Source organism: Pedobacter sp. AK017, assembly GCF_014200825.1.
In the GTDB taxonomy this organism is placed as follows: Bacteria; Bacteroidota; Bacteroidia; order Sphingobacteriales; family Sphingobacteriaceae; genus Pedobacter; species Pedobacter heparinus.
In genome coordinates this window covers 323627-347944 of record NZ_JACHCW010000002.1, presented here as the reverse complement: position 1 = coordinate 347944, position 24318 = coordinate 323627, and the positions used below count along the sequence as shown (strand labels likewise).

The following is a 24318-nucleotide window of genomic DNA, read 5'->3' as shown; positions in this document are numbered from 1 at the left end:
AAATGAGTGCTTACAGCACATATCATGATGACGAACTTGTTGCTTTATTAAAGCAGGGGGATCATGGAGCTTTTACCGAAATTTATGAAAGGTATGCACCTAAGTTATATTATCAGATAAATCAATTGCTACGTGATGGCGATGCCTCCCAGGATTTGGTGCAGGACATTTTCATTGCGATCTGGAATAAAGCACACAACATTAAGGCTGGAGCTAATTTTGCGGGTTATCTATACGTTGCGGCTCAAAACAGCGCTATAAAATTTATGCGCAAAGGACATTTGCACATCGACTATCTGGATTCATTAGCCGAACTGGAAGAAAATTTAAGTGAGGAGTATGGTAAAGATTATGACGTAGAGGTTTTATATGAGCTAATCGAAAAGGAGATCAGCAATTTGCCTGCTAAAATGAAGGCCATTTTTGAACTAAGCCGTCAAGGAAATCTGTCGTACAAAGACATAGCTGAACAGTTAGATATAGCTGAAAATACTGTGCGTAAGCAAGTAAGCAATGCTTTAAAAATAATTCGGGGCAACGTACACAAATATGGAACATCGGGGCTGATTATGATTGCATTAATGCGGAATTAAGTTAATGTGAAATTAGTTTAAAATAATTCTACTACTTTTTGAATGTTTTGGGTATTACTTACAGATCAGCTTACAGAAATGATCATTAAGCAAAAATGGATAAGCAAAGGGCCGAACAACTTTTAGATAAATATTTGCAGGGAGAAGCTACTGAGCATGAAAGAGCATTGGTAGAGTATTGGCTGATACAAAGGGCAGGAAAAAGTAAATCAGAGTTAGACGAGTTGCCATATGTGCAAAGACATGCTGAAATGTGGGAGATAATCTCAAAATCTATAAGTGTAAGTACCCCCAGAATAAAACTATGGCCACGTATTGCAATTGCTGCCGCTGCGGTAGCAGCCATTGTTTTTGGCGTGTTCTTTTTTAAAGCGCCAGGTAAACCTGAACCTGGTTCAGGATCTGCAAACTATACAAACGACATTGCCCCGGGTAAAAACACCGCAACCCTTACCCTTGCCAATGGTAAAACCATAATCCTAAGCGATGTTAAAACCGGGGTAATTGTTGCAGGGAACAGTTTAAAATATAATGACAACACCGTCATCTCGACCGAAGGGAGAGATCTCTCGTCGCTTCGCTCTGTCGAGATGACGAGTTTAAGCACCCCGCGCGGCGGCATGTACCAAATCACTTTACCCGATGGCAGCCGAGCCTGGCTAAATGCGGATACAAAAATTTCTTTCCCTTCACAATTTATTGGTAAGGAACGCAAAATTTTGATAATAAATGGAGAGGTGTATTTTGAGGTGGCTAAAAATAAGGAGAAGCCTTTTATAGTAGTAGCAGATCAACAAGAAGTAGAGGTACTGGGTACGCACTTTAACATTAGTGCTTATAAAGATGAAGGCAGCACTAAAACCACTTTGTTGGAAGGGAGTGTGAAAGTCTCGTCACTTCGAGGGAAGCGCAGCGATGAGGAAACAGTAATATTAAAACCCAATCAGCAATCTATTGTCACGGGTAGCTCGGGGATAAGTGTAAAAACGGTAGATGCTGAAGAGGCCATAGCCTGGAAGCAGGGGGTATTTATTTTTAACTCAACCCCACTCGATCCGATCATGAGGCAGGTAGCCAGGTGGTATAACGTAGATGTAATTTATGAAGACCCTGAACTGAAGACCGAGCTGATGGGAGGAGCTGTATCCAGGTACGATAATGTATCGAGGATATTGAAGACACTGGAAAATACCGGGGCTGTGAAATTTAAAATAGAAGGCCGAAAGGTAATCGTAAGCAAGTAATCATCGGGGCCTAACCAACCCCAAATTATAAACTGTTAATGCTCCCAGAATGCAAATGGCGCTTTCAGCTAATTAACAGAAACGTAAACAAGTAAAACTAAACCAACGTAATGAATAAATACTTACAGAAAAGGGAATAGCAGTGTGCCTTGGGTGACTAAAAAAACAAAGCCGAATAATGCTTCGAACACTATCCGGCAACAGTTTGAGTCAACCTGTCCCATCCTGATCTTCATCAGGAGGACAAAACAATTTTAGAGAACCGTTTTACTATCAACTCAAACCTTATCAAAGATATGAAAAATTATCCTTTGAAACCCGGTGTGCTGCGCTATTTTGGCCTGCCGCCTAAAATACTTTTAATTATGAAAATGCTCATAATTATACTCACAACCTGTTTAATGCAGGTATCTGCCGCAAGTTTTGCACAGAAACTTACCCTAAGTAAGAAAGGGGCAACGCTTGAGCAAATCTTCGCTGAAATTCGTAAACAGACGGGCTATTTTGTAGTGTATGCTGAAAACAAGGTGGATAAAAACACCAGGATGGATGTTAATTTCAATAATTCTGATTTAAAAGATGTATTAGATGTAGTTAGTAAAAGCCAGGACCTGGTTTATACATTTGATGAAAAGAATATTAGCTTAAAACCTAAAGCCCCTACCTTTCTGGAGCGCCTGGCTGAGCGCTGGGCTGCTATTGACATTACTGGTCGCGTTGTGGATGAAGATGGTAACCCGCTTGCCGGAGCGACAGTAAAGGTGAAAGATGGAAAAGGGGCTACAATGACTGATGCCCAGGGCAGGTTTTTGATAGAGAAGGTAAATGAAGGTGCTACGATTGTATTTTCTTATACCGGATATGTGAGCAAGGAAGTAACAGCCAAACAAAACATGGGTAGCATTACGCTAAAACTCTCGGATAATCCATTAGACCAGGTGCAGATTATTGCTTATGGCACAACTTCTAAAAGATTAAGTACTTCTAATGTAGCTACAGTAACTGCCAAGGAGATAGAGCAACAGCCGGTGAATAACCCGTTGCTGGCTTTGCAAGGTAGGGTGCCGGGATTATTGGTAACACAAAATACTGGGCTAGCCAACGGGGCATTTACCGTAAGGATACAGGGACAAAATAGTATTGGTTATGGAAGTGACCCTTTGATCGTTGTGGATGGTGTGCCATTGGCTTATGAGCTATTTGGGGTAGGCGGGGCAGGTGGATCAAGCTCCGCAGGTGGTCCTTTGGGTGGAGGAATTGGTCTATCTGGTAATAATCCTATAAATTTTATTAATCCGTCTGATATAGAGTCTATTGTTGTTTTGAAAGATGCTGATGCGACCTCCATCTATGGTTCACGTGCAGCCAATGGCGCCATCCTGATCACTACTAAAAAAGGGAGCCCAGGTAAAATCAAGATCAACCTGAGTGCTCGCCAGGGTTGGGGCAAGGTGGGTAAAGAGGTAGATATGTTAAATACCCGGCAATACCTTGATATGCGTTATGAGGCTATTCGGAACGATGGGCTTAGCATCAGTGATGGTCCAAATTATGACCTGCGGCTTTGGGACACCACACGATACACCAACTGGCAAAAAGAACTGATCGGCGGTACCGCCCAATATTCCAATATAAATGCTTCCATTTCAGGTGGTTCAAATGCTGTTCAATTCCTGGTGGGTGGTACATTTGACAGATCCACTACGGTGTTTCCAGGTGATTTTGCCAGTAAAACTGGCAATATTCATTTTAACATTAATACAAATTCACTCAACCAGCGATTTAAACTATCTTTAACTGGTAGTTATGCGGTTAACAGTAATGGGGTTCCTGGGCAAGACTTGACAAGATATGCACTTTTTCTTGCTCCCAATGCTCCGTCTTTGTATAATGATGATGGCTCACTAAACTGGGCCCCCAATGCGGCAGGGAGGTCAACTTTTGTGAACCCATTGGCAGGTGCAGCTTTCTCGGCTTATGAATATTTTTTGAAATCTTTAACCAGTAATGCTATCATAAGCTACTCGATCCTTCCCGGATTAGTTGTTAAAAGTAGTTTTGGTTATAATAATATCAATGGAAACCCTTTTTTTTCTATTTCTGCTAATGCTCGCCCTCCAGAAGAAAGATCTAATACTTCCCGATCTTCAGTCTTCAGTAATGTGGATTCTTTCTCCTTAATTGCTGAGCCGCAGCTGACGTTCAACAAGGTAATCGGAAATATTTCAATAGATGCAATCGTAGGTAGCACTTTTCAGAAAAATAAGGGAGAATATAATATTATTACGGCTTATGGGTTTTCCAATGATCTTCTTATCAAAAACCTGGCTTCAGCCAGTTCTATACAGGGCAGTTATGACAATACCATTTACCGCTATAATGCCCTGTTTGGTAGGATGAATGTAGTATTCGACCAGAAATTTGTATTTAATTTAACCGGCAGGCGCGATGGTAGCAGCAGATTCGGAGAAAATAATTTGTTTCATAATTTCTGGAGTTTAGGAGGTGCGTGGATCTTTAGCGAAGAGGAATCTGTTGAAAAGGCGTTGTCCTTTCTGAGTTTTGGTAAAATTAGGGGAAGTTATGGAACCACCGGAAATGATCAGATAGGTGATTACCAGTATCTTAATGCTTATTTTACACCAACTTCCAGACTCCCTTACCAAAATATCCAAGGACTAAGTACGAATGAATTGAAAAATCCTTATCTGCAATGGGAGGAAACACGAAAACTGATGGCAGGGATTGACCTGGGATTTTTTAAAGATAGATTGCTGCTTGATTTTACATACTCTAGAAACCGAAGTTCGAATCAATTGCTCTTTTATACTTTGCCGAGTATAACTGGTGTAAGCGGGCTGATCCAAAACTTTCCTGCTACGGTTCAAAATACAAGTTGGGAGTTTTCTCTGTCTACCATTCCGATTAAAATTAGACAGTTCAGTTGGAATTGTAATTTGAACCTGACCATTCCACGTAATAAAGTGATCAAATTCCCCGATATTGAAAATACGTCTTATGCCAATCCCGAAAGTGGAGTAATTGTTGGCCAGCCCCTTGGTGCATTGCCTTATTATCAATATTTGGGCATTGATCCAGCAAGGGGTAATTATCTGCTGGCCAATGAAAACCAACAGCCTGTTTTTGGTTTTGGCCCTCAAATAAGTGGACGGAATCAAATCATATCTACCCAGCCTATGTTTTATGGTGGAATCCTGAATACCCTCAGTTATAAAGGATTTTCTCTTGATTTTCTTTTTCAATTTATCCGGCAAAAAGGTTCCAAGTCCTTGTATTTTTGGAATGATTATGCACAAACGGGCGAATTTACCGGCATGTTTAGTAATCAACCTATTTCAGTCCTTAACCGTTGGCAAAAGCCAGGTGATGCTAGTCGAATTCAGAAATATACCACAGCATCTGGAGTTCCAGCAGTAAGTCAAACAAATGCTTATTTTTCCTATGATGCTTCTTTTGTGCGCTTAAAGAACCTGTCTTTATCTTGGCAGATTCCTGAAAGCTGGCTGAGGCCAGCTAGATTACAAAATGCCAGTCTTTATCTCCGTGGGCAAAATTTGGCAACTATATCCCGATACTCAGGGCTAGATCCGGAAACGCAGAGTTCAAGCGCTTTGCCACCCTTACAAATGTGGGCCATTGGCTTTACCGTTGGATTGTAACTATATACATGGACGCTAAATAAAAACAATTAATCATGAAAGCATTAAAACAAAAAATATACACCAGCATCAAGTTTCTGTTTTTCAGTATTTTGCTGCTTTGCTCATGCAAAAAATTTATAGAAGTGCCACCGCCTGTAAAAATCATTTCATCGGAAAATGTGTTCGCTAATGATCAAACTGCCATTTCAGTCCTCAACGGGCTTTATGCTGATTTGGGTCAAGGATATAATAGATCTGGTTATTTTGCAGGTAATTTCGGATTGAGTTTAGTGCTCGGGAGTGCCTCTGATGAATTAACACTGTACAATTCTCTGGCTGATTATGCTGCCTATTATACCAATACATTATCAGCTCAGGGCTTCGGTAAGGAATACTGGCCCGTGCTCTACAATTTTATATTCAGGTGCAATGCTGTCCTCGAAGGTCTGAATGATCCCTCTGCTGAAGCCCTTACGCCCTCCATTAGAGAACAGCTGCAAGGTGAAGCTAAGTTTATGCGTGCTTTTTTCTACTTCTATCTGGTAAACCTTTATGGTGATTTGCCGATTGTTTTAACTACGGATTATAAGGTAAGTACCTTGTTAAGTCAGTCTTCTCGGGAAAAAGTATATGAACAGATTATTATTGACCTTAAAGATGCTAAGGAATTGTTGGCAACGCATTATCCAGATGCAAGTTTATTAAAGTCGGGCTCCGAACGGGTAAGATTGACACAATGGGCTGCACATGCATTATTGGCCAGGGTTTATCTTTATATTGGTTATTTTATGGATGCGGAACTGGAGGCTGGCGCTATTATCGACCACACGGCTTTGTTTAACTTGCAAGCCTTAAATGCAACATTTCTTAAAAACAGTCGGGAGGCAATTTGGCAGGTTCAGCCCACCAATGCTTTCTTTAACACAGATGATGCCCGTGTCTTCGTAATACCTTCTTATGGACCAAGTTCAGATGGTAGCAATCCCGTATCCATAAGTCCACAACTACTTGGTAGCTTTGAAACAGGCGATTTGAGGAAAAAGATTGGAAATTGGATCGGAGAAGTAACCGCAGCTGGAACGACCTATTATTATCCTTATAAATATAAGGATAACTTGCTCAAATCCAATATTACAGCAGCTACTGGTACTGTTAATATGACTGAGTATCAGATGATGCTACGTCTGGGTGAACAATACCTTATCCGTGGAGAGGCACGAGCTAGACAAAGCAAAATGTCCGGAGCCATTGCTGATCTGGATAAAATTCGTGATCGAGCAGGATTACCTTTAATTGCGAATACAAATCCAGGTATATCACAAGCAGATCTTATCAAAAAGATCCTTCACGAACGGCAGGTGGAGTTATTTACAGAAATTGGACAGCGCTGGTTTGATCTCAAACGTACAGGAACTATAGATGAAGTGATGGATGTGGTTACTCCATTAAAATCCAATGGTATTGGAGAATGGCATTCTCACCAACAACTGTTCCCCTTGCCACAGGGCGATCTCAATAAAGCTCCAAACTTAAGACAAAACGCAGGGTACTAAGAAGCCTACAAAATGAAAATTTTAAAGATAAAACCATGAAACATATATTTGTTTTACTCCTGATGCTAAGCATCTGCTGTAGTTCCTGTAAGAAGGATAATTTTACCACCACACCACTGGCATCCCTGAAGATTGTCAATACAGTAACCGGAGGGACACCTGCAAAATTAAGAGGTGTATTTAGTACTACCATAAATAATAACAGTAATAGTAATTTTGGGCGGTTAACTGGCACGCAAGATTTATATGTGTATCCTGTTGCAGATTCACTTCGGCCATATTATAATAACAACCAGACTATTAGTCTTGACGCTCAAGAATCGTACACCTTGTTCCTAGGCGGGACTCCAGTTGCGGTTACATCCCTATTTGTTCACGAAAATTGGGCACAGCGAGACAATAATATCCGCATACGTTTTCTCAATTTTAGTCCGGGCAGTCTGGCTGTAAAGGTAAATCTGGCAACATCTGTAGATGTTCCAGAGTTTTCCGATGTAGCATTCGGACAACTTACCGAATTTAAGGCCTATACAAAGGCTGTTGCCAATTCTTCATACCAATTTCAGGTTAGAAATGCGACAACAAATGTACTTATTGCTTCTTTCACCATGAGCGTCGAGAATGTTGCCGCTTTTAATAACGCGACGCTTGTTTTCAGGGGAGTAATTAGCGGATCACCCGCTCCCGGAATAAGTAATGTAATACACAACTAACTTAATGCATAAACAAAGACACAATGAAACCTAATAAGAATTATTATTTAATCTTATGCTTATTGCTATTGTCAGTAAGCACTCATGCTAGTTTGCAGAAGCGCTTGCCGCATAATCAAAAGTCTGAGGTCAAAAGAGGTATCCAGTGGACCACCGGTTTAAGCTGGGAAGAAATCAAACAAAAAGCAAAGCAGGAAAAGAAATATATTTTTCTGGATGTTTATGCCACCTGGTGTGGGCCATGTAAAGAAATGGATAAATATGTTTATCCAAATGATACTGTAGGTGAATTTTTCAATGACCGATTTATCTCGGTTAAAGTGCAAACCGATCAAAATATAAATGATGAACAAGAAATCAAAAACTGGTATGCCGAAGGACAAATCATCTCAAAGACTTACCGCATCATGAGCCTACCCAGCTTTATCTTTCTGAACCCGAATGGCGAACTGGCACATAAAGCTATCGGCTTCCATGGTGTACAGAAATTTATCAGAGAGGCAGAAATCGCATTAAAGCCTGGGCAGTTGTATTATGATCCCCATGCCGAGTTCGATCGGCTGGAGAGCAACTACAAACAGGGCAAAAAGGATTACAGCAAGATTTTCTACATGATCAAATCGGCCAAAGAATTAGGTAGAGCAGAATTCGAAAAGATCTTAATAGAAGATTATTGCATATATCTGGAAAAAGCAAATCCGAAGGATTTGTATACCAAAGAAAATATGGAATTTTTAAATGAAGTTGAGCTAAAAAGTAATTCCAGACTGTTCTCTATCTTTTATCCGGATGGGAAAAGGGCGGATGAAGTTGCGGGAAAGAACGGATTTTCCGAACGTATGGTTCACCGTTTAGTGTTGCGGGAAATAGTGAATCCTTTTTTAAAATTTAACGATAATGGGGCAAAGCCAATACGCCCCGATGGTAAAGCTCTAGGACCAGTGGATGTCTCTGAAGCAGATTGGAAATTACTATACCGAAAAATTCTCGCTAAATATCCTAGGGAATATGCGGATAAGGGGGTATTGAATGCAAAGTTAATCTGGTATGAGCAGAAAGAAAATTTCCCGGCGTATTATGCAATGTATCTGCAAAAACTGGATAAATATGGTTTCGACACCATTTCAACCTCCAGCAATACTGCCTACCCATATGTAAATTTAAATTGCTGGTTTCTTTTCCTGAGGATAAGTGATAAGGTCATTTTGAAAAAGGGCGCCCATTGGATGGATAAAATCATCCAAAAATTTCCTCAGGACCCGGCATATATAGATACGTACGCAAATCTATTATACAAAGCTGGTGAAAAGGAAAAAGCAATTTCTTGGGAAGAAAAAGCTTTGGCTATAGCGATAGAAAAGAAATGGCAGAAAGATATTGATCAGTATACTGATGTTGTAAACAAAATGCGCAACGGCCAAAGTACCTGGTAATACTAAGGCATTCGGTTATAACTTTAAACAAGATGCTTAATATGAATAACAAGAACTATAATCTGATTTTTTTCTTTTGCCTGTCAATAATCTTTTTGGCAATAGATGCAGTGGCCCAGTCTCCTGAGGTTTTAAATAAATATATTTATCAGGGAACTTTGAGTAGTGGTAAACCTGCTATAAACTTCAATACATTGAATCAGAGAACCGAAGCTCTTGGTGATTTTGCTGCCATTAGTAGAGACGGACGCTTTTGTAGTTATGTAATCATTGGGTCAGTAGACTACACGATGATTCAATCGACTGGAGATACATGGAAACATAAATTGCTGGGAGTTAAGAAAGGTTTTTTTTCTGGTGATAATCGATTTTATATCTACCAGACTGGGGATAGCTTATGTTATTTGCCTTTGAAGGGCGGAATGATAAGGGTATTGAAAGACGTTGTCAATTATCAGTTACCACCTGCTGACCAAAGAAATGAATGGGTAGCTATCCAGTTGAAAGATAAAACCTTGTTGTTAGTTAACCTGCTTACGAATAAAGAGATTAGGGCTAAGAGTGTCAGTGACTATAATTTCACCTTTGGTGGTAAATGGTTTAGCTGCCAGTTGGACAATGCTGTTAAAGAATTGATTATGGTAAATATGTCTACTGGTAAAATTCATCATTTTGAAAATGTCATCTCTCACAGTTTCGATGAAAGTCAAAAGGCACTGATATTGCAGACTGAGCAAGGTGGAAGAAAAGGTTTGGAATGGGTTGATCCCCTGAATGGTAAAACGACCGAAGTATGGACTGCAACTGGAAAGGACAGAAGCAGCATTGGTGGATATATGGTTGACAAAGCTTGCAGACAGCTGGCGTTTACTGTGCAAAATGCAACATCCGTAGTTAGCCACAATTCTGTCTGGTATTATAAGAAAGGGATGGGGAAGGCCATGCAGAAAAAAATTGAAGATACAGATGGGAGGATGATGGGGATGATGTTGAGTGGCACACCGGTTTTCACTGATGATGGCCGTTATATTGTTATTTCTATGCAAAAACCTAAGGTGGTTATTCCTAAGCCAGCTAAAAATGCAATACAGTTAGATGTCTGGAATTATAGGGATACTTTTCTCATGTCTGCACAAGTTGCGGGGATCTATCCTTTAGTTCAATCCTGGTTAAGTGATAAAGTATATAAATTTTCGATGGCTGTTGAAGATACGGGACAAATGATCTATTTATCAGGAGAAAATGAGCAATTGTTTTCAACGGTTGGAGATTATGCTGTATTACAAAAGCGTATAGTAACAGACCGTTTTTGGGAGCACTACACAGAATTGGAGTTTTATGTCGTATCATTAAAAGATGGTAAAAGGAGGCCTTTAAAAAGAGGAGTTATATTGCCACAATTTTCCCCAGACCGGACATGGCTATTGTGCTATGACAGCACGAATGGAAAATATTTACGTTACGATATAGGTTCAAATCAGTACAGAGATTTGGATGGCGGAGCTAATGTATATTTTGGCGGGGAAAATGAGTTTGATGGTAATGGACGTCAGCCAAAATCTCCACGTGGGCAGGTTGGCTGGTTGACAGGAAATAGGGGCTTATTAGTATATGATCATTATGACATCTGGCAGCTAGATGTAAACGGTATAAAACCTCCCGTAAATCTTACAAATGGCCGAAAAGACAATGTTCGTTTTGAGATTACCAAGAGCGAGCAGGAAGAAGGAGGTAGCTCATTTTATAGCCCACATGCTAAGCTAGTACTCACTGCTGTGAATATGGAAAACAAGGACAATGGGTTTTATGCTTTACAGCTAGACAGCCGTTCTCTTCCTGAAAAGTTATGTATGGGGCCTTATATTGTATATTTGGGAGGATTAACCTATGGGCAAGAATACTGGGGAAGCTATTCTAAAGGCCGTAGACCGCTGAAGGCCGCGGATGCAGATGTTTGGTTGTTGGTGAGACAGTCTACCACAGAAGCACCCAATTTTTTTATAGCGCAAGGATTGAAAATATTTAACGCATTGACTAATTTACAGCCTCACAAGGATTACAACTGGCTGGGCGCGGAGCTGGTGAATTTTAAGCAGCAGGATGGCAGTAAATGCAAAGGAATACTGTATAAGCCAGAGAATTTTGATCCGACAAAAAAGTACCCAGTGCTGATACATTACTATGATCAGTTTTCTATGTGCTTAAATCAGTACCCAGTTATAGCTTATACCTCCAGTGCATTTACGAATATTCCCTGGTTTGTGAGTCGTGGCTACCTGGTGTTTTTACCTGATATTTACTTTAATAAAGAGGCACAAGGTATAGGATCTATGAATGAGCCGAAAATTCCTTATGGAGCAGCGGCTCTGAATGCAGTGGAGGGGGCTGCTAATTGGCTTTCTTCAAAATCATATGTAGACAGTGCCAAAATGGGCATTGCCGGTCATAGCATGGGCGGAGGACTTACCAGTTACATCTTAACCCACAGTAATCGATTTGCAGCAGCATTTATGGGTGCGGGCGTGAGTGATTGGATTAGCGGTGCCTTGCAATTGAATTTTAAAGATGGTATGAGTCGTCTAGGCGTTTCTTATTATAGTGGCTCCACAGGGTCTGATATCTGGATCAATAATGCCAAATACCTTGACAATCCAATACTTCATGTTGCAAAAGTAACTAGTCCTTTGTTGATGTTTCATTGCAAGGCAGATAGTGGTGTTCCGTTTGAGCAGGCAGTAGAGTTATTTGTAGCCATGCGGCGTATGAGTAAAAAAGTCTGGCTTCTGCAGTATGATCAGGGAGTTCATTCTACTCTTAATCAAAGAGATGATCGCGATCTTACCATCCGGGTTACGCAGTTTTTTGACCATTATCTGAAAGGAGCGCCCGCACCGATATGGATGACACAGGGTATTCGTGCATCCATGAAAGGAATACAGACCGGGTATGAGTGGGATACGAGTGGGAGGCAACCGTAGGAATAAATTTTTAAAAAAATCACATGAAAAAAATATTAATGATAGCCTTGGTTTTAGCTGGCTTTAGTGTAGAAGGCCAAACCAACTTTACAGGCATCTATAAGCTTAAGGAGAAAACACACGTATCAGGCCCAGAGTATAGCAATGCCTTACCTAGTCAGATGAAAATAGAACAACGTAAAGACTCGCTGCTGATAGTTAGCACTACTATTGGAGCTGATGGACAGGAGACACAAGTGAAAACCGCATTCGCAATGGATGGGAAGAAAGTGGTTACTGCTAACCCTAAAACCGGAAGGAAGTACGCAAGGAGTATGTCCTGGACTACTGATGGTAAGGTGCTGAAACTGGTGACGGTGTTTTATCTGCAAGACAATGCCAGTGAGGTAGATTTTACGAGGGAAGAAAGCTGGAGTTTGGATGCTGGATTGCTGATGGTGCAGAAAAAGTCTATCGAGAACAATAGTGAGAACTGGGAAGCTAAAGGAACTTATACAAAAGAATAACCATGATTAACGCACTCCATTTAAACAGTAGTTTTGGTTTTAGTACGGCAGCCGAGTTTTCGGCTGCCCTTGCTGATGAATTTAGCACCTGCCTGTACAGCCGGGGCCGCAACCCTACAGTTGATGCCCTGCGGGCTGAACTGGCTTTGCTGGACGGTGCCGAAGATTGCCTGTTGTTTAACAGCGGGGTATCGGCCATCAGCACTGCGGTGCTGTCGATGGTAAAATCTGGCGATCATATTATCGCTGTGCGTGGCTGTTACGTTTGGACAGAAAGGTTGTTTAACTGGCTTAGCGCTTCGTTTGGCATTGATGTGAGCTTTGTAGAGGGTAAGGATACCTGGGCTTTTGAAAAGGCCATTAGGCCAAATACCAGATTAATCTATCTGGAATCGCCTACGGGCTGGAGCTGCGAGCTGCAGGACCTGCATGAGGTAGCTTTGCTGGCCAGGGCTGCGGGCATCATCACCCTGTGTGACAACAGCTACAGCACGCCTTTGCACCAGCAGCCCATTAAACTGGGTATTGATATGGCAGTACAATCGGCCAGTAAGTACCTGGGAGGGCATAGTGATTTGATTGGGGGCGTACTTTGCGGAAGTGCTGCTATGATAAAGCAGATTTTTGAACGTGAGTTTTTGATGCTGGGCACCGGGATGATGCCTTTTGTGGCCTGGCAGCTGGGCAGGAGTTTACCTACGCTGCAAATGCGGTTGAAGCAGAGCACTGGTACGGTATTGAATGTACTGCCTTATTTGCGCAAACATCCTAAGATTGAAAAGGTATTGTACCCTTTTAACATCAACGCTAAACAATATAGTCTGGCGCTGAAGCAAATGCAGGGTGGTGGTGGCTTGCTTACTTTGGTGATGAAGCCAGGGTTTAGCCGGGAGGCGATACTTGGCTTTTGTGAAAGGCTGGAAATGTTTAGGATGGCGGTAAGCTGGGGTGGTACACATAGTTTGGTTTTTCCGAAATGTGCCGGGATTGCGGAAGATTTGTTTGATGCTGCTGTTGAGGAACATAGATATGTGCGGCTGTACTTTGGGCTGGAAGATGGGGAAGAGTTGCTGAAGGATTTGGACAGGGCATTGGAAGGAATGGAGGGATAGGGTATGTTACAAGAAAATTTGATAAAACCCCGTGGATATGATCTGTTTGACGCAGATCATATGCCATTGGACATTAGGCAGGTAATGCAGGTGCAGGAGCTGATTGCTGTTCATTTTAGGGAAGAACATTATCCTGAATTTTATGCCGCTATCATGAAAATGCCATTGCGTAGGTTAAACACGCTGTTGGGTGATTACCTGGACAAAACAGTTTTTGAATTGCTACAGGAAGCTTTGCACCGCGAGGCGGTGAAGTTGTTGTTATATACCCGGATGACGGTAAAAGAGATTACCTATGAGCTGAATATAGCAAACCCCAGCTATTTTGCCCGCAGGTTTAGGAAAGTAGAGGGCTGTAGCCCAAAAGCTTTCAGGTGTAGACGGAAGTTGAAGTTGGTAAAGGAGGCATAAGGCTTAATGTTAAGCCAATTCAAGGTGCCTGGCCTCCTGCAAATCATAAGCAGATTGTAGCCCATACCAGTACTCGGCACTGATACCTAAATATTTTTCTAGTTTTAAAGCTAGCTGTGCTGAAATATTTCTTTTACCTGCAAAGAGTTGGCTCAGGTTATTTGGAAGCATGTCCAAAGCCTTAGCTACATCTTTTTTCAATAACTCACGTTCCTCTATCTCTTCCAGCAAGTAAATGCCAGGGTGAAAAGCTTCTACAATTATTTCAGCACCTTTGTTGTTAAAGACCTGATTGTTCATATCTATAGTTCAAAACTGTTGCTTTACAGTTGTTAAGTTTTATTAGCCATAATGGTTATTAATCTCTTCGATGATAACTATTTCAAGGGTTTGTTCATCTTTACCTATTGCAAATATTAAGCGATAGGCTTTGTTTAACCTGATGGAGTACTTATCCTTGTACCTGGCCTCTTTTAATTTTTCAAAATGTAAGGATTTAATAGCCCTTAAATCCTGTGTGTTACTTGCCTGTGAAATCTGGTTGATCCGCATCTTGAATTTTATAATTACTTCTGCTGGATACTTCTGTTTTCCCGTAAGTGCTGTCTGCTCCGCGAGTATGCCTAGATACTCGTCATGAATGATAACCTTCATTAGATTGGTTTTTTGTTTGTGATTTCTTTCATATCGTTGGTACTTTTTCTATTATTTCAAGTCAAAAGTAATGATAACAATTTACATTATCAAATATTGATCATTATCTTTTTTTGATAAGTTTGTTTTCGTTTTCCCTCTTGTAAACTTATACCGTTTTTAGATTACAATGGTCAAAAATGCCGGAATAAATTTTCGCTTGTTTTATGACATAAATAAACGACAGGATTATTGTCTGTTATTAGGTTTAAAAGTGTTCGTTTTGCTATTGTAATGTGGCTGTTTTTGAAAGCTTAAGCATATATTTTTGAATTTTAATCATAAAAGGACTAACCATTATTAAACATGAAACGACTACTGCTGATTTTATCATTAGCCTTTCCTTTATTTATTAAAGCCCAGAATTATATTGTAAACCTTGCTGAAGTTAAAGCCAAAATACAACCTACGATGTGGGGCCTGTTTTTTGAGGACATTAATCGCGGTGCCGATGGCGGTATGTACGCCGAATTGGTCAAAAACCGGAGCTTTGATTTTCCTGATGCCTTTATGGGCTGGAAAACTGCGCCCTCAAGGCAAAGTTATGGCAGGAACGAGGTGTTCCAGATCATTAACAATGCTGCTGTGAACCCGAATGATCCGAAGTATTTGCAGGTTACGGTGACAAAGCCGGAGAATGTGCTGTTGCAGAATGAGGGATTTGGCGGGGTAACGGTGAAGAAGGGGCTGGCGTATCAGTTTACGTTAAGGTGCAGAGAGCAGGTTGCTGGGTTGAAGTTGAAGGTTGAAATTGTGAATAGTAAGGGGAGTGTTGTGGGGAGCACGGTTCAAGAGATCTCTCGCGATGCTCGAAATGACGGGGCATTTAAACTATTGCAAAGTACCATCACTCCTTCAGATACGACGGTTAATGGTCGCTTGGTACTTCGCTTTGAGGGTACAGGTAAACTGGATATTGACCGGATCAGTTTGATACCTACGGATACCTGGAAGGGTAAGGCCCAAAACATGCGGGCCGATCTGGTGCAGAAACTGGCAGACATTAAGCCTGGCTTTATGCGCTTTCCTGGTGGTTGTATTGTAGAGGGTGATGATCTGACAACCCGATACCAATGGAAAAAGACCATCGGGCCTTTGGAAGAAAGAAAACTGATTTCCAACCAATGGAAAGATGGTGGTGCATCGGGCAGGGCCATGCCGGATTATTTTCAGAGTTATGGCCTGGGCTTTATGGAATACTTTCAGCTTTGTGAAGATATGAAATGTGAACCTATGCCGATATTGAACTGCGGCTTGAGCTGCCAGTTTGGTGCGGGCGAGGTAGTGGCTGCTGATCAGATGGATGAATATGTGCAGGATGCACTGGACCTGATTGAGTTTGCCAATGGAGACGCGATATCTACTGTGTGGGGAAGGAAACGCGCGGAGCTGGGGCATCCAGCTCCATTCCATATGAAATTGCTGGGCATTGGTAACGAGAACTGGGGCCCGCAGTATGTGGAACGCCTGGAATTGTTTACCAAAGCGATAAAATCGCGTTATCCGGAGATACAGCTGATTACCAGCACGGGTTATACGCCAAACCCCCAGTTCAAATACATGGATTCGGTATTGCGGGCTAAGCATGTAGACATCATTGATGAGCATTATTACCAAACCCCCAACTGGTTTTTGATGAATGCCGGTAAGTACGACAATTATGACCGCAAAGGGCCAAAGATCTTTATTGGCGAGTATGCCTGTCATAGTGTGCGTATAGGGAATTCGGGCAACAAGAACACGATGTTATGTGCCCTGGCCGAGGCGGCCTGGATGACGGGTTTGGAGCGGAATGCGGATGTGGTAACCATGGCTGCTTATGCGCCGCTGTTTGCCCATGTGAAGGACTGGCAGTGGACACCGAACCTGATCTGGTTTGATAATGTGTCATCCTACGCTACACCGAGTTATTATGTGCAGCAAATGTATTCGCTGAACAAAGGGACCGATGTGGTGCCCATCACTTTGAATGGAGAGAGCATTGCCGGGCAGGACAGTGTTTGGGCCAGTGCGGTGGTAGACCGTAAGGCTGGTGTGCTGATTGTAAAACTGGTGAACCCATCTTCTGTAGCTAAGGTTAAAAGCATAGCCGGCTTAAAGGGCGGTAAGGCAAGCCTTACGGTATTGAAAGGCAGACCGGAAGAGGTGAACAGTTTGGAGATGCCGGAACTGGTAAAGCCGGTTACGGCATTGATGACAGTTAAGGGCAAGGAATTAAAGTTGGACCTGGCACCGCATTCGTTTACGGTACTGAGGTTGAATTTATAAAGACGTTAACGCACTCTGGTGGTTTTTATGAATAATAGTTTAGTTAAAAATGAGGGGAAAGGTGGTGGAGGCTCCTTTCCCTTATTATTAAAACAATGCGATTATGTTCGACATCAACGTTAGCCAAAAGCTGAGGGCTTTGCGGAAAAATCGGGGCTGGACACAGAGCGATATGGCAGCGCAGCTGGACATTTCTGTTCCGGCCTATTCGAAAATAGAATGTGCGCAAACGGAATTGACACTAGGCAGGTTAAAGCAACTGGCTGCTATACTGGGCGTAAAGGTTTGCTGGTTGCTGGACGAAGATGAAATGGTGTTGCACCAGGAGAACGAGGAGCTGAAAGAGAAATTGAGGATGACCAATATAGAAGTGATGGGCTTGCAGAAAAGATTGCTGGCTTGTTTTGAGCGGCGGTGAAATTGCGTCTCTCCTTTCATAAACGGGTGGGTTTATAATGGAACCGGGGGTGTAGGCAGCTCCCGGTTTTTTAAGGTTGAGGTTCATCAAAATATTGATAATGTAGCCAAATAATTATGATTGATAAAAATATTTTACTGGCCCGTTTCTGGGCAAACGCCAACCAGTTTACAACTGCCGACGGTATTGAGATTGACCTGCATGGTGATAATATCGTAGTGGTATCTACCACATTGAAAAATACAGCCGGAGACTTTCGCGAAATACAGATGATGGCAGAGTTTGGCCTGGATGCATTTATAGCCGAAATGGAGGTTCAGCTGCTGGATGATGTGATGGAAATTGACCTGAACATGTTGTTTGCCTGGCTGATTGGCGGCACAGCAGGATATCATGTGATGAAGGGAAACACTGAATAAATGAACATACTGCCATACATTGCTGCTTTGGAAAAGGTACTTGCAGAATTGCCGGAAAAAGGGCATTTGCTTACCCTGCGTGAATATGCCATGGACGACCGGATCTTGCTGCACAAAATGATATTCCGTTTTTTAGACTTTAGCTACGCGGAAACAGTTTTCCTGCTGAAAGGGCTGATCATTTATCAGCAGCGCTGGGGTGATTTAAATGAAATGGCAAAAGAAGGGATAAGAGAAGTAAGCACAGTGCTGATGCGACGGGCCAGGGAATACCAGCAAAGCGGAGCGCTGGTAAAGGCTATGGAACTGGCCTTTGCGATACTGGTTACCGTTGAACCGGAAAAGGATCCTGAAGACCTGGTTTACTACGCCGTAGTAATGGATGTGGTTGGCTTTATAACCGAACTGGAAAAATTATTTTAAAGGGTAGCCATTGTAAAACAGGAAGAATTTTTTTTCTGCTTTTCCATTTATCGCAAAAAAATGTTGTAGTAAGAACCAAAATAATATAAAAACGACTAATTAACTAAACCAAAAACCATAAGAAAAACTAAAAAAACCAAATATGAAATAACGCTACACTCCCCCACCCTTTAAAACCGATGGCAATTTTACGCTGCCTGTTGCTGCTTAAAAGCAGGACAAAGAACAGCCGTAATTTGAGGGCATTGCTATGCCTGATCTTTCGGTTTTTACCATTCAATAAATTGATAATCAGATGATTATTTTTTTTATAAAGTGCACTAACGCAAGCCAAAAAGCACAAAACACGCTATACCTTGGCAACATCAATTTTAACCAAATATCATTTATGAACAGACCAGATTTTAATAAATCGCATATGGGAACGTTTGCCGTAAACATGCAGGGCTATGGCATGTACGAGCGAGCAGAAATTTTTAGCGATTATATAGCACACCAGCACGAGCGTGGCCTGTGGAACTACCGCAATGTATGCATCAGCGGCTGCAGGCCCGAAGTAGAACTGGATTTGCCGGATACCTTAAGGCACATTAAGCACAAGACCTTTGTAGCCACCGTATTTAACGACTACCTGGGCTTTAGCCAGCACCCCGCCGTAAAAGCAGCCGCCATTGCTGCGATAGATCGTTACGGTGTGGGTGTTACGGCCAGCCCGGCCATTGGCGGACAGATGGATTTCCACAGGGAAATAGAACAGGCCACCGCCGCTTTTTTAGACAGGAAAGTGCCATTTTGTTTACCACGGGCTATACGGCCAACAGCGCTACCATGCGCGCACTGGTAAATACACAGGATAAGGTGATTGTAGACCGCTCGGCCCATGCCAGTATGTTTGAAGGGATACTGGAAAGGACCAGAATGGCCTACTTTGAACACAACAATATGGACAGCCTGGAGCGTAAACTGAAAGAAAGTACGGCCAAAGGTGAACATAGGGACATCATGGTAGTGATAGATGGGGTATACAGCCAGCCTGCAGACCTGGCCAAACTGGATGAGATTGTTTTTTTGTGCAAACATTATGGCGCCCGCCTGGCCATGGATGATGCGCATGGTATTGGGGTAATAGGCCAGACCGGCCGTGGGGTAATAGAGCATTTTAATGCCTGGCAGGATGTGGACATCATTACGGGCACTTTTAGCAAAACCCTGGGCCATTTGGGGGGCTATGTGGTGGCCAGCCCCGAAATGATCAGTTACCTGCAGTTCCAGGCGGGGCAGCACATCTTTTCGGTAGCGCCTACACCGGCATCGCTTTGCGTAATTAAGAGCATGGCCCTGCTGGATGAGGAGCCCTGGTGGCAGGCCAAACTTTGGGAAAACATCAGTTACCTGAAAAAGGGCCTGCATGATTTGGGCCTGGATACGGGCAACAGTGCCAGTGCCATAGTGCCGGTAATGATAGGATCGGCCCATTTAAACGCCCAGGTATGCCGCTGGCTTTTGGAAGCGGGTATTTACGCCTGCCAGATTGGTTACCCGGCAGTAAATGTGAAAGGTGCACGCATCAGGATGAGCCTGATGGCCACGCATACGGTTGAGCACCTGGACAGGATACTGAACGCCTGGGAATGGGTAAAGACGAAAATGAACATCAGGAACTTTGAATAAGATCTATGGGAAGAAAAAAGAAGACCGTAAACAGGTTAAGGGATGCGGTAGCAACCGCCAGGAATGCAAACCAGGCCTTTTGGGACAGGGTGTTTAAACTGGGTTTTAGAGGTTTGACCAATGCAGAACTGGCTGAGCTGGCCTGTGTACACCCCAGCACCATAGGCCGTGAACTGGGTGGCCTGGATGCAATTGCCACCAGAGGCATTGGCGAGCACGATTACTGGAACCCGTTTTTTAAGAAATTCAGGCTGGATGGCAAAGATAAAAAAGTGAGCAGGCAGGTTCGGGGAATGTTTATGGAAATGATGCAGGCCAACTTTGTGGCCTTTATGGAAAACGATTATATGCAGCATGCAATTTTAGCGCAGATAAGTGTGGAAAGTGAAACACTGACCAAAATTTCGGAAGCCAGGGAACGGGAAGCTGCAGAGCTGCTGAATTTAGCAGATTTGAATTTTAGCGGCAGTGGAATATGTTTTAGGGCAGTAATGGCGCTGATACTATACGGGATTTACGGTTTGGGGCTGCATGCCAGGTATAACAAGAGCACAGTTTGTGGCATTGACATCAACAAAGAAAAGGACTACCAGAAGGTAAAAGCCACCATTGCCTACATGATACACCTGATATGGATTGATGCGGGGTTGAAAAAGAAACGGAAGAAGCGACATAGAGAAAAAATTATAGGTTATGAAATTGATTTTGAATAAAAGATTTTGGTACCTGCTGTTGATCGATGTGATCAGGTACTTGTTTATGCTGCTGTTTTTATATGCAGCATTTAGCAAAGTTTGGGACTTTCAGAAGTTTAAGGTGCAGCTGGGGCAATCGCCAATATTATCAGATTTTACTTTGCTGATTGCACTGCTTGTGCCTGGTGTAGAGATTTTGATTGCTGCAGGTTTGGCTTTTAGAAAGACTTTACTGCCGGCCCTTTGGGCCAGCTATGGGTTGATGGTGATATTTAGCTTGTACATCATAGCGATTTTGAAGTTCAGTGACAGGCCGGTTTGCCATTGTGGTGGTGTTTTGGAACAGATGCAATGGTCGGAGCATTTGTGGTTTAATGTGGGGTTTGTGGGGTTGGGGATTGTAGGGTTGTGGTTGGGGTTTTACCGCCGGTTTCGTGATGCTAGCACACGTCATCTCGAACCGCAGGGAGAGATCTCTTGTTTAGGCATAGTTCAAGAGATCTCTCGTCGCTGCGCTTCCCTCGAGATGACGAAGCGGTTTAAAAATATTCAATGCGCGTTGAACAGGTGGAAGCCGAAAAGCCTGATTAAAACAGAGTAGGCATTAATCTTATCATTTAAACAAAATGAAAAAACAATTTTTCACATTCGTTATTGCGGCCGTATGTGTTGCAAGCACTGTATTTGCGACTGCAAAACCAACAACAAGTGTTTTACTGGGATCGCCTTACAATGACCAGGGTGAATGTACTACCCCAGGCAATGTAATTGGCACCTGTGATGTAAACTACACGGGCAATGCCTGCCAGCTGCTGGCCGGAGGCGATGCTTACCTGCAGGATACAGAGACTGGGCTTTGTACCATTCCACTGTACAGACAAAACTAGATCTCCCAATTTAGTTGACATCCTTAAACGGCCCGCTGCATAGCGGGCTGTTTATTCCAAACCTTGCTTTATATCCCATAATCCATTAGCCTATGAAAAAATTTATCTACTTGCTTGTTGCCGTTGCCATTTTATCATCTATACCCGTCCTGTATCTGACCATCCGCTATGCGCTTAAACAGCGTGCAGCTACCTATAACTTTAAAAGGAACCTGCTTGGGGTGGTTAAAGGCCATAAGGCCATCGATATAAAATACAATTCGTATTACATTGCCGGTGAGGCTGGAAGTTCCATTTACCTGGCCAGCGGAACGGCCATTGGCCATTTGCTGAAGGTTGGGCCTTTGTTAAGGGATACAGTAAGCATTAACCTTGAGCTGAACAGGCAGGAGGTAAAGTTAAAGGGCAGTTATAAGGCTTATGTAGATTCCAGCTCCTTTTACCTGTACAATGGCTTGGAACGCAGCATCCTGAAAGGCAGTACTGGTGTTTGGAAGGCATCGGTTTATAATATAAAGGCCCCATACTTTGCACAGCTGCAACCTTTGGGCACACAAACGATGTTTTTCCGTTTTATTGACACGGATACCCGGGCGAATAGTTTGCGCAAGGTAAGTGTGCGGGGAGAAAGCATGAGCAATACCGGTATATTTGAAAAGCAGGTAGATGGTTTGTTTTGTACAGATGGCATGCTGAGGTATAACAAGCAGCTGCACATGCTGACCTATGTGTACCATTACCGCAACGAGATCTTGCTGATAGACACGAACCTGAACCTGGTAAAGAAAATAAAGACCATAGACCCGATTGATTCGGCCCGCTTTAAGGTAGATCAGGTACGTTCTGAAAAGTCTTTCACTTTTGCTTCGCCCAGCCTGATGGTAAATGCAAACTGTTCAAACCAGGGCAAATATTTGTTTATACAATCGAAACTGATGGGTAAGGATGAGGATCTGACCTTGTTCAGGAAAAGTGCGGCAATTGATGTGTATGATCTGGAGAAACAGGTTTACTGCTATTCGTTTTACCTGCCCAAATATAAGGAGGTACCCATAAGCAGTTTTAAGGTATTGGGAAAGAGTTTGTATGCAGTGGCAGGGCAATACCTGACCAGGTATGAACTGGAATTGCCGGAATGAAAACCCTGGGCGAAAAGATACGCTGGCTGCGCTTAAAGCGTAATTGTAAGCAATATACGCTGGCAGAAGCATTGGGCATATCAGCAGCGGCAATGAGCAAAATTGAAACAGACCTTACGGATCTGAGCGTTTCAAAATTAACGCTCATTGCCACTTTTTTTGAGTTAAGCCCTGGTGCCCTACTGGATGATGAAGAACCGGGTACAAATGCCAATGCAGTCCTTATTTGCAGCCTTAAAGATGAGCTGTTGCTGGCCGAGCAAAGGCTGGTAAAGTTGCAGGGCCGGCTGATTGAGCTGTATGAACGGCATGCGCAATGACAAAAGCAATTTTACTCCGCATTGAACGCTTACTGCGCCAGCATTTTAAAGAACAGCAACAACATTTGGAGGAAATGAAAAAGGCTGCTGAAAAAGAGCATTGGCTGGATAGTGCAACGGTTAAACAAATGCTCCGCATATCAGACCGTACCTTATACGAATATGCACGCAAAGGTAAGCTGGTTTGCAAAAAACGCGGCAGTGTAAATTTTTACCTGGAAGCCAGTGTGTTGAAGCTGATGAAGGGGTAAATGCTTCCGGTGCTCCGGCAAATGTTCGGCAATGTCCGGCAGGTAAGCCTTGATGGTTAGGTTTTTATGAAGGATGTAAATACGTTTGCCCTTGTCTACTTGCAAGGATGACCAATTAACAGATTTTATAAATTTAAAAACCTATTAAAATGGGAAAACTATTTGCAGGTCCGTTTTGCGACCTCACCGGGAAAACCGGCAACAACGTTGGGCGTTGGGTTAAAGGAAAAAACATCTTTGCCATTAAACCCCACAAATCATCTGTACCGCCAACCCAGCTGATGCTGGACCAGCGGTTTAAGTTTGGCTTGATAACCAGTTGGGTAAGCCGCATCAGTAAACTGGTAAAACCGGGTTTTGATGACTACGATGCTGGCATGACGCCCGTAAATGCCTGTGTAGGCTACAACCTGAAACATGCGATTACCGGTGTATCGCCAAATTTCAGCATCGATTACAGCAAAGTGCTGTACAGCCGGGGTAAACTGGATTTACCAAACAGCCCTGAAATTGACATTACCGTAGCCGCTAAACTGGATTATTCATGGCTTGCAGTTACCGGCGACACCAATGCAAAACCTACGGATAAGGTTACGTTTATGGTGTATAACCCGGATAAGGACAAGTTTGTTACGCTGCAGGGCGCAGCAGTAAGATCGGCACTGGCCTATAGCCTGCAGCTGCCTGGTAATTTTTCGGGCGACACTGTAGAGGCTTATTTTTCTATGGCCTCGGCTGATGGGAAAATGGTAAGTGACTCGGTTTATGTAGGGTCGTTTATTGTACTTTAGGTTAAGGTTAGACTTAAAAAGTAAAGGGGTTAAGCATAGTGCTTAACCCCTTTGTTTTGAAAGAAAAATTACCTTCTCTGAGCAGACCTAGGAATAATTGCGCTTCTTCAGCGCAACTTGTTCCAGACTGCGAAGAGA

At 42.7% G+C, this 24318-nt stretch carries 25 protein-coding genes; 23 read left to right on the top strand and 2 right to left on the bottom strand.

Translation table 11 applies throughout. The features are described from left to right. Positions 1–2 precede the first annotated feature (2 nt). The 10 genes from HDC92_RS04655 (at position 3) to HDC92_RS04610 (ending at position 14205) form a co-directional block, all read left to right on the top strand. Positions 3–593 carry an RNA polymerase sigma factor gene (locus HDC92_RS04655; RefSeq protein WP_183872646.1) on the top strand — a complete coding sequence of 197 codons (591 nt, stop codon included), beginning with the start codon at positions 3–5 and terminating at the stop codon, positions 591–593. 95 nt (positions 594–688) lie between these two features. Beyond that, positions 689–1837, top strand: coding sequence for a FecR family protein (locus HDC92_RS04650; RefSeq protein WP_183872644.1), 1149 nt, complete (start codon positions 689–691; stop codon positions 1835–1837). 296 nt (positions 1838–2133) lie between these two features. Beyond that, positions 2134–5517: a SusC/RagA family TonB-linked outer membrane protein gene (locus HDC92_RS04645; RefSeq protein ID WP_183872642.1), complete on the top strand. Its 3384-nt coding sequence runs from the start codon at positions 2134–2136 to the stop codon at positions 5515–5517. 35 nt (positions 5518–5552) lie between these two features. Continuing rightward, on the top strand, positions 5553–7052 hold the full coding sequence (locus tag HDC92_RS04640) for a RagB/SusD family nutrient uptake outer membrane protein (RefSeq protein WP_183872640.1): 1500 nt from the start codon (positions 5553–5555) through the stop codon (positions 7050–7052). Positions 7053–7087: 35 nt separating this feature from the next. Beyond that, positions 7088–7765, top strand: coding sequence for a DUF4397 domain-containing protein (locus HDC92_RS04635; RefSeq protein WP_183872638.1), 678 nt, complete (start codon positions 7088–7090; stop codon positions 7763–7765). A 23-nt stretch (positions 7766–7788) separates the two neighbouring features. After that, positions 7789–9198: a thioredoxin family protein gene (locus HDC92_RS04630; RefSeq protein ID WP_183872636.1), complete on the top strand. Its 1410-nt coding sequence runs from the start codon at positions 7789–7791 to the stop codon at positions 9196–9198. A 41-nt stretch (positions 9199–9239) separates the two neighbouring features. Beyond that, a complete protein-coding gene (locus HDC92_RS04625) occupies positions 9240–12176 on the top strand; it encodes an alpha/beta hydrolase family protein (protein ID WP_183872634.1) in 2937 nt (978 codons plus the stop codon). A gap of 23 nt (positions 12177–12199) precedes the next feature. Then, entirely contained in the window at positions 12200–12682 is a 483-nt protein-coding gene (locus tag HDC92_RS04620) for a hypothetical protein (RefSeq protein WP_183872632.1), read from the top strand. A gap of 2 nt (positions 12683–12684) precedes the next feature. Further along, positions 12685–13794 (top strand): trans-sulfuration enzyme family protein, encoded by a 1110-nt coding sequence (locus HDC92_RS04615; protein ID WP_183872630.1) that lies wholly within the window; start codon positions 12685–12687, stop codon positions 13792–13794. 3 nt (positions 13795–13797) lie between these two features. After that, positions 13798–14205, top strand: coding sequence for a helix-turn-helix domain-containing protein (locus tag HDC92_RS04610; RefSeq protein WP_183872628.1), 408 nt, complete (start codon positions 13798–13800; stop codon positions 14203–14205). A gap of 9 nt (positions 14206–14214) precedes the next feature. Here HDC92_RS04610 and HDC92_RS04605 read toward each other — a convergent pair whose 3' ends face one another. Then, positions 14215–14505 carry a HigA family addiction module antitoxin gene (locus HDC92_RS04605; RefSeq protein WP_183872626.1) on the bottom strand — a complete coding sequence of 97 codons (291 nt, stop codon included), beginning with the start codon at positions 14503–14505 and terminating at the stop codon, positions 14215–14217. Between the two features lie 42 nt (positions 14506–14547). Next, positions 14548–14859: a type II toxin-antitoxin system RelE/ParE family toxin gene (locus HDC92_RS04600; RefSeq protein WP_183872624.1), complete on the bottom strand. Its 312-nt coding sequence runs from the start codon at positions 14857–14859 to the stop codon at positions 14548–14550. 345 nt (positions 14860–15204) lie between these two features. Between HDC92_RS04600 and HDC92_RS04595 the strand changes: the two genes are divergently transcribed. From HDC92_RS04595 to HDC92_RS04535, 13 genes are all read left to right on the top strand, one after another. Continuing rightward, the gene (locus tag HDC92_RS04595; protein ID WP_183872622.1) at positions 15205–17166 is read left to right on the top strand and encodes an alpha-L-arabinofuranosidase C-terminal domain-containing protein; all 1962 of its coding nucleotides are present in this window, start codon (positions 15205–15207) and stop codon (positions 17164–17166) included. A gap of 103 nt (positions 17167–17269) precedes the next feature. Beyond that, the gene (locus HDC92_RS04590; protein WP_183872620.1) at positions 17270–17584 is read left to right on the top strand and encodes a helix-turn-helix domain-containing protein; all 315 of its coding nucleotides are present in this window, start codon (positions 17270–17272) and stop codon (positions 17582–17584) included. A gap of 116 nt (positions 17585–17700) precedes the next feature. Continuing rightward, entirely contained in the window at positions 17701–18003 is a 303-nt protein-coding gene (locus HDC92_RS04585; protein ID WP_183872618.1) for a hypothetical protein, read from the top strand. After that, a complete protein-coding gene (locus HDC92_RS04580) occupies positions 18004–18426 on the top strand; it encodes a hypothetical protein (RefSeq protein WP_183872617.1) in 423 nt (140 codons plus the stop codon). Between the two features lie 388 nt (positions 18427–18814). After that, on the top strand, positions 18815–19270 hold the full coding sequence (locus HDC92_RS04575) for a hypothetical protein (protein WP_183872615.1): 456 nt from the start codon (positions 18815–18817) through the stop codon (positions 19268–19270). Further along, positions 19255–20097 (top strand): aminotransferase class I/II-fold pyridoxal phosphate-dependent enzyme, encoded by an 843-nt coding sequence (locus tag HDC92_RS04570; RefSeq protein WP_317618082.1) that lies wholly within the window; start codon positions 19255–19257, stop codon positions 20095–20097. Before HDC92_RS04575 ends, HDC92_RS04570 begins: the two co-directional genes overlap by 16 nt. Positions 20098–20102: 5 nt before the next feature. After that, positions 20103–20810: a hypothetical protein gene (locus HDC92_RS04565; RefSeq protein WP_183872611.1), complete on the top strand. Its 708-nt coding sequence runs from the start codon at positions 20103–20105 to the stop codon at positions 20808–20810. Then, on the top strand, positions 20791–21393 hold the full coding sequence (locus tag HDC92_RS04560) for a MauE/DoxX family redox-associated membrane protein (protein ID WP_255484451.1): 603 nt from the start codon (positions 20791–20793) through the stop codon (positions 21391–21393). The genes HDC92_RS04565 and HDC92_RS04560 overlap by 20 nt, the downstream gene beginning before the upstream one ends. 25 nt (positions 21394–21418) lie before the next feature. Next, a complete protein-coding gene (locus HDC92_RS04555) occupies positions 21419–21679 on the top strand; it encodes a hypothetical protein (protein ID WP_012781251.1) in 261 nt (86 codons plus the stop codon). A 92-nt stretch (positions 21680–21771) separates the two neighbouring features. Then, entirely contained in the window at positions 21772–22818 is a 1047-nt protein-coding gene (locus HDC92_RS04550) for a hypothetical protein (protein WP_183872609.1), read from the top strand. Further along, on the top strand, positions 22815–23138 hold the full coding sequence (locus HDC92_RS04545) for a helix-turn-helix domain-containing protein (protein ID WP_183872607.1): 324 nt from the start codon (positions 22815–22817) through the stop codon (positions 23136–23138). The genes HDC92_RS04550 and HDC92_RS04545 overlap by 4 nt, the downstream gene beginning before the upstream one ends. Continuing rightward, positions 23135–23389, top strand: coding sequence for a helix-turn-helix domain-containing protein (locus HDC92_RS04540; protein ID WP_183872605.1), 255 nt, complete (start codon positions 23135–23137; stop codon positions 23387–23389). The genes HDC92_RS04545 and HDC92_RS04540 overlap by 4 nt, the downstream gene beginning before the upstream one ends. Positions 23390–23538: 149 nt before the next feature. Then, positions 23539–24180, top strand: coding sequence for a DUF6266 family protein (locus HDC92_RS04535; RefSeq protein WP_183872603.1), 642 nt, complete (start codon positions 23539–23541; stop codon positions 24178–24180). Positions 24181–24318 lie beyond the last annotated feature (138 nt).

Coding starts and splice junctions, on each gene's coding strand:
- HDC92_RS04655 (WP_183872646.1), top strand. CDS start 3: ATGAGTGCTTACAGCACATATCATGATGACGAACTTGTTGCTTTATTA.
- HDC92_RS04650 (WP_183872644.1), top strand. CDS start 689: ATGGATAAGCAAAGGGCCGAACAACTTTTAGATAAATATTTGCAGGGA.
- HDC92_RS04645 (WP_183872642.1), top strand. CDS start 2,134: ATGAAAAATTATCCTTTGAAACCCGGTGTGCTGCGCTATTTTGGCCTG.
- HDC92_RS04640 (WP_183872640.1), top strand. CDS start 5,553: ATGAAAGCATTAAAACAAAAAATATACACCAGCATCAAGTTTCTGTTT.
- HDC92_RS04635 (WP_183872638.1), top strand. CDS start 7,088: ATGAAACATATATTTGTTTTACTCCTGATGCTAAGCATCTGCTGTAGT.
- HDC92_RS04630 (WP_183872636.1), top strand. CDS start 7,789: ATGAAACCTAATAAGAATTATTATTTAATCTTATGCTTATTGCTATTG.
- HDC92_RS04625 (WP_183872634.1), top strand. CDS start 9,240: ATGAATAACAAGAACTATAATCTGATTTTTTTCTTTTGCCTGTCAATA.
- HDC92_RS04620 (WP_183872632.1), top strand. CDS start 12,200: ATGAAAAAAATATTAATGATAGCCTTGGTTTTAGCTGGCTTTAGTGTA.
- HDC92_RS04615 (WP_183872630.1), top strand. CDS start 12,685: ATGATTAACGCACTCCATTTAAACAGTAGTTTTGGTTTTAGTACGGCA.
- HDC92_RS04610 (WP_183872628.1), top strand. CDS start 13,798: ATGTTACAAGAAAATTTGATAAAACCCCGTGGATATGATCTGTTTGAC.
- HDC92_RS04605 (WP_183872626.1), bottom strand. CDS start 14,505: ATGAACAATCAGGTCTTTAACAACAAAGGTGCTGAAATAATTGTAGAA.
- HDC92_RS04600 (WP_183872624.1), bottom strand. CDS start 14,859: ATGAAGGTTATCATTCATGACGAGTATCTAGGCATACTCGCGGAGCAG.
- HDC92_RS04595 (WP_183872622.1), top strand. CDS start 15,205: ATGAAACGACTACTGCTGATTTTATCATTAGCCTTTCCTTTATTTATT.
- HDC92_RS04590 (WP_183872620.1), top strand. CDS start 17,270: ATGTTCGACATCAACGTTAGCCAAAAGCTGAGGGCTTTGCGGAAAAAT.
- HDC92_RS04585 (WP_183872618.1), top strand. CDS start 17,701: ATGATTGATAAAAATATTTTACTGGCCCGTTTCTGGGCAAACGCCAAC.
- HDC92_RS04580 (WP_183872617.1), top strand. CDS start 18,004: ATGAACATACTGCCATACATTGCTGCTTTGGAAAAGGTACTTGCAGAA.
- HDC92_RS04575 (WP_183872615.1), top strand. CDS start 18,815: ATGAACAGACCAGATTTTAATAAATCGCATATGGGAACGTTTGCCGTA.
- HDC92_RS04570 (WP_317618082.1), top strand. CDS start 19,255: ATGCGCGCACTGGTAAATACACAGGATAAGGTGATTGTAGACCGCTCG.
- HDC92_RS04565 (WP_183872611.1), top strand. CDS start 20,103: ATGGGAAGAAAAAAGAAGACCGTAAACAGGTTAAGGGATGCGGTAGCA.
- HDC92_RS04560 (WP_255484451.1), top strand. CDS start 20,791: ATGAAATTGATTTTGAATAAAAGATTTTGGTACCTGCTGTTGATCGAT.
- HDC92_RS04555 (WP_012781251.1), top strand. CDS start 21,419: ATGAAAAAACAATTTTTCACATTCGTTATTGCGGCCGTATGTGTTGCA.
- HDC92_RS04550 (WP_183872609.1), top strand. CDS start 21,772: ATGAAAAAATTTATCTACTTGCTTGTTGCCGTTGCCATTTTATCATCT.
- HDC92_RS04545 (WP_183872607.1), top strand. CDS start 22,815: ATGAAAACCCTGGGCGAAAAGATACGCTGGCTGCGCTTAAAGCGTAAT.
- HDC92_RS04540 (WP_183872605.1), top strand. CDS start 23,135: ATGACAAAAGCAATTTTACTCCGCATTGAACGCTTACTGCGCCAGCAT.
- HDC92_RS04535 (WP_183872603.1), top strand. CDS start 23,539: ATGGGAAAACTATTTGCAGGTCCGTTTTGCGACCTCACCGGGAAAACC.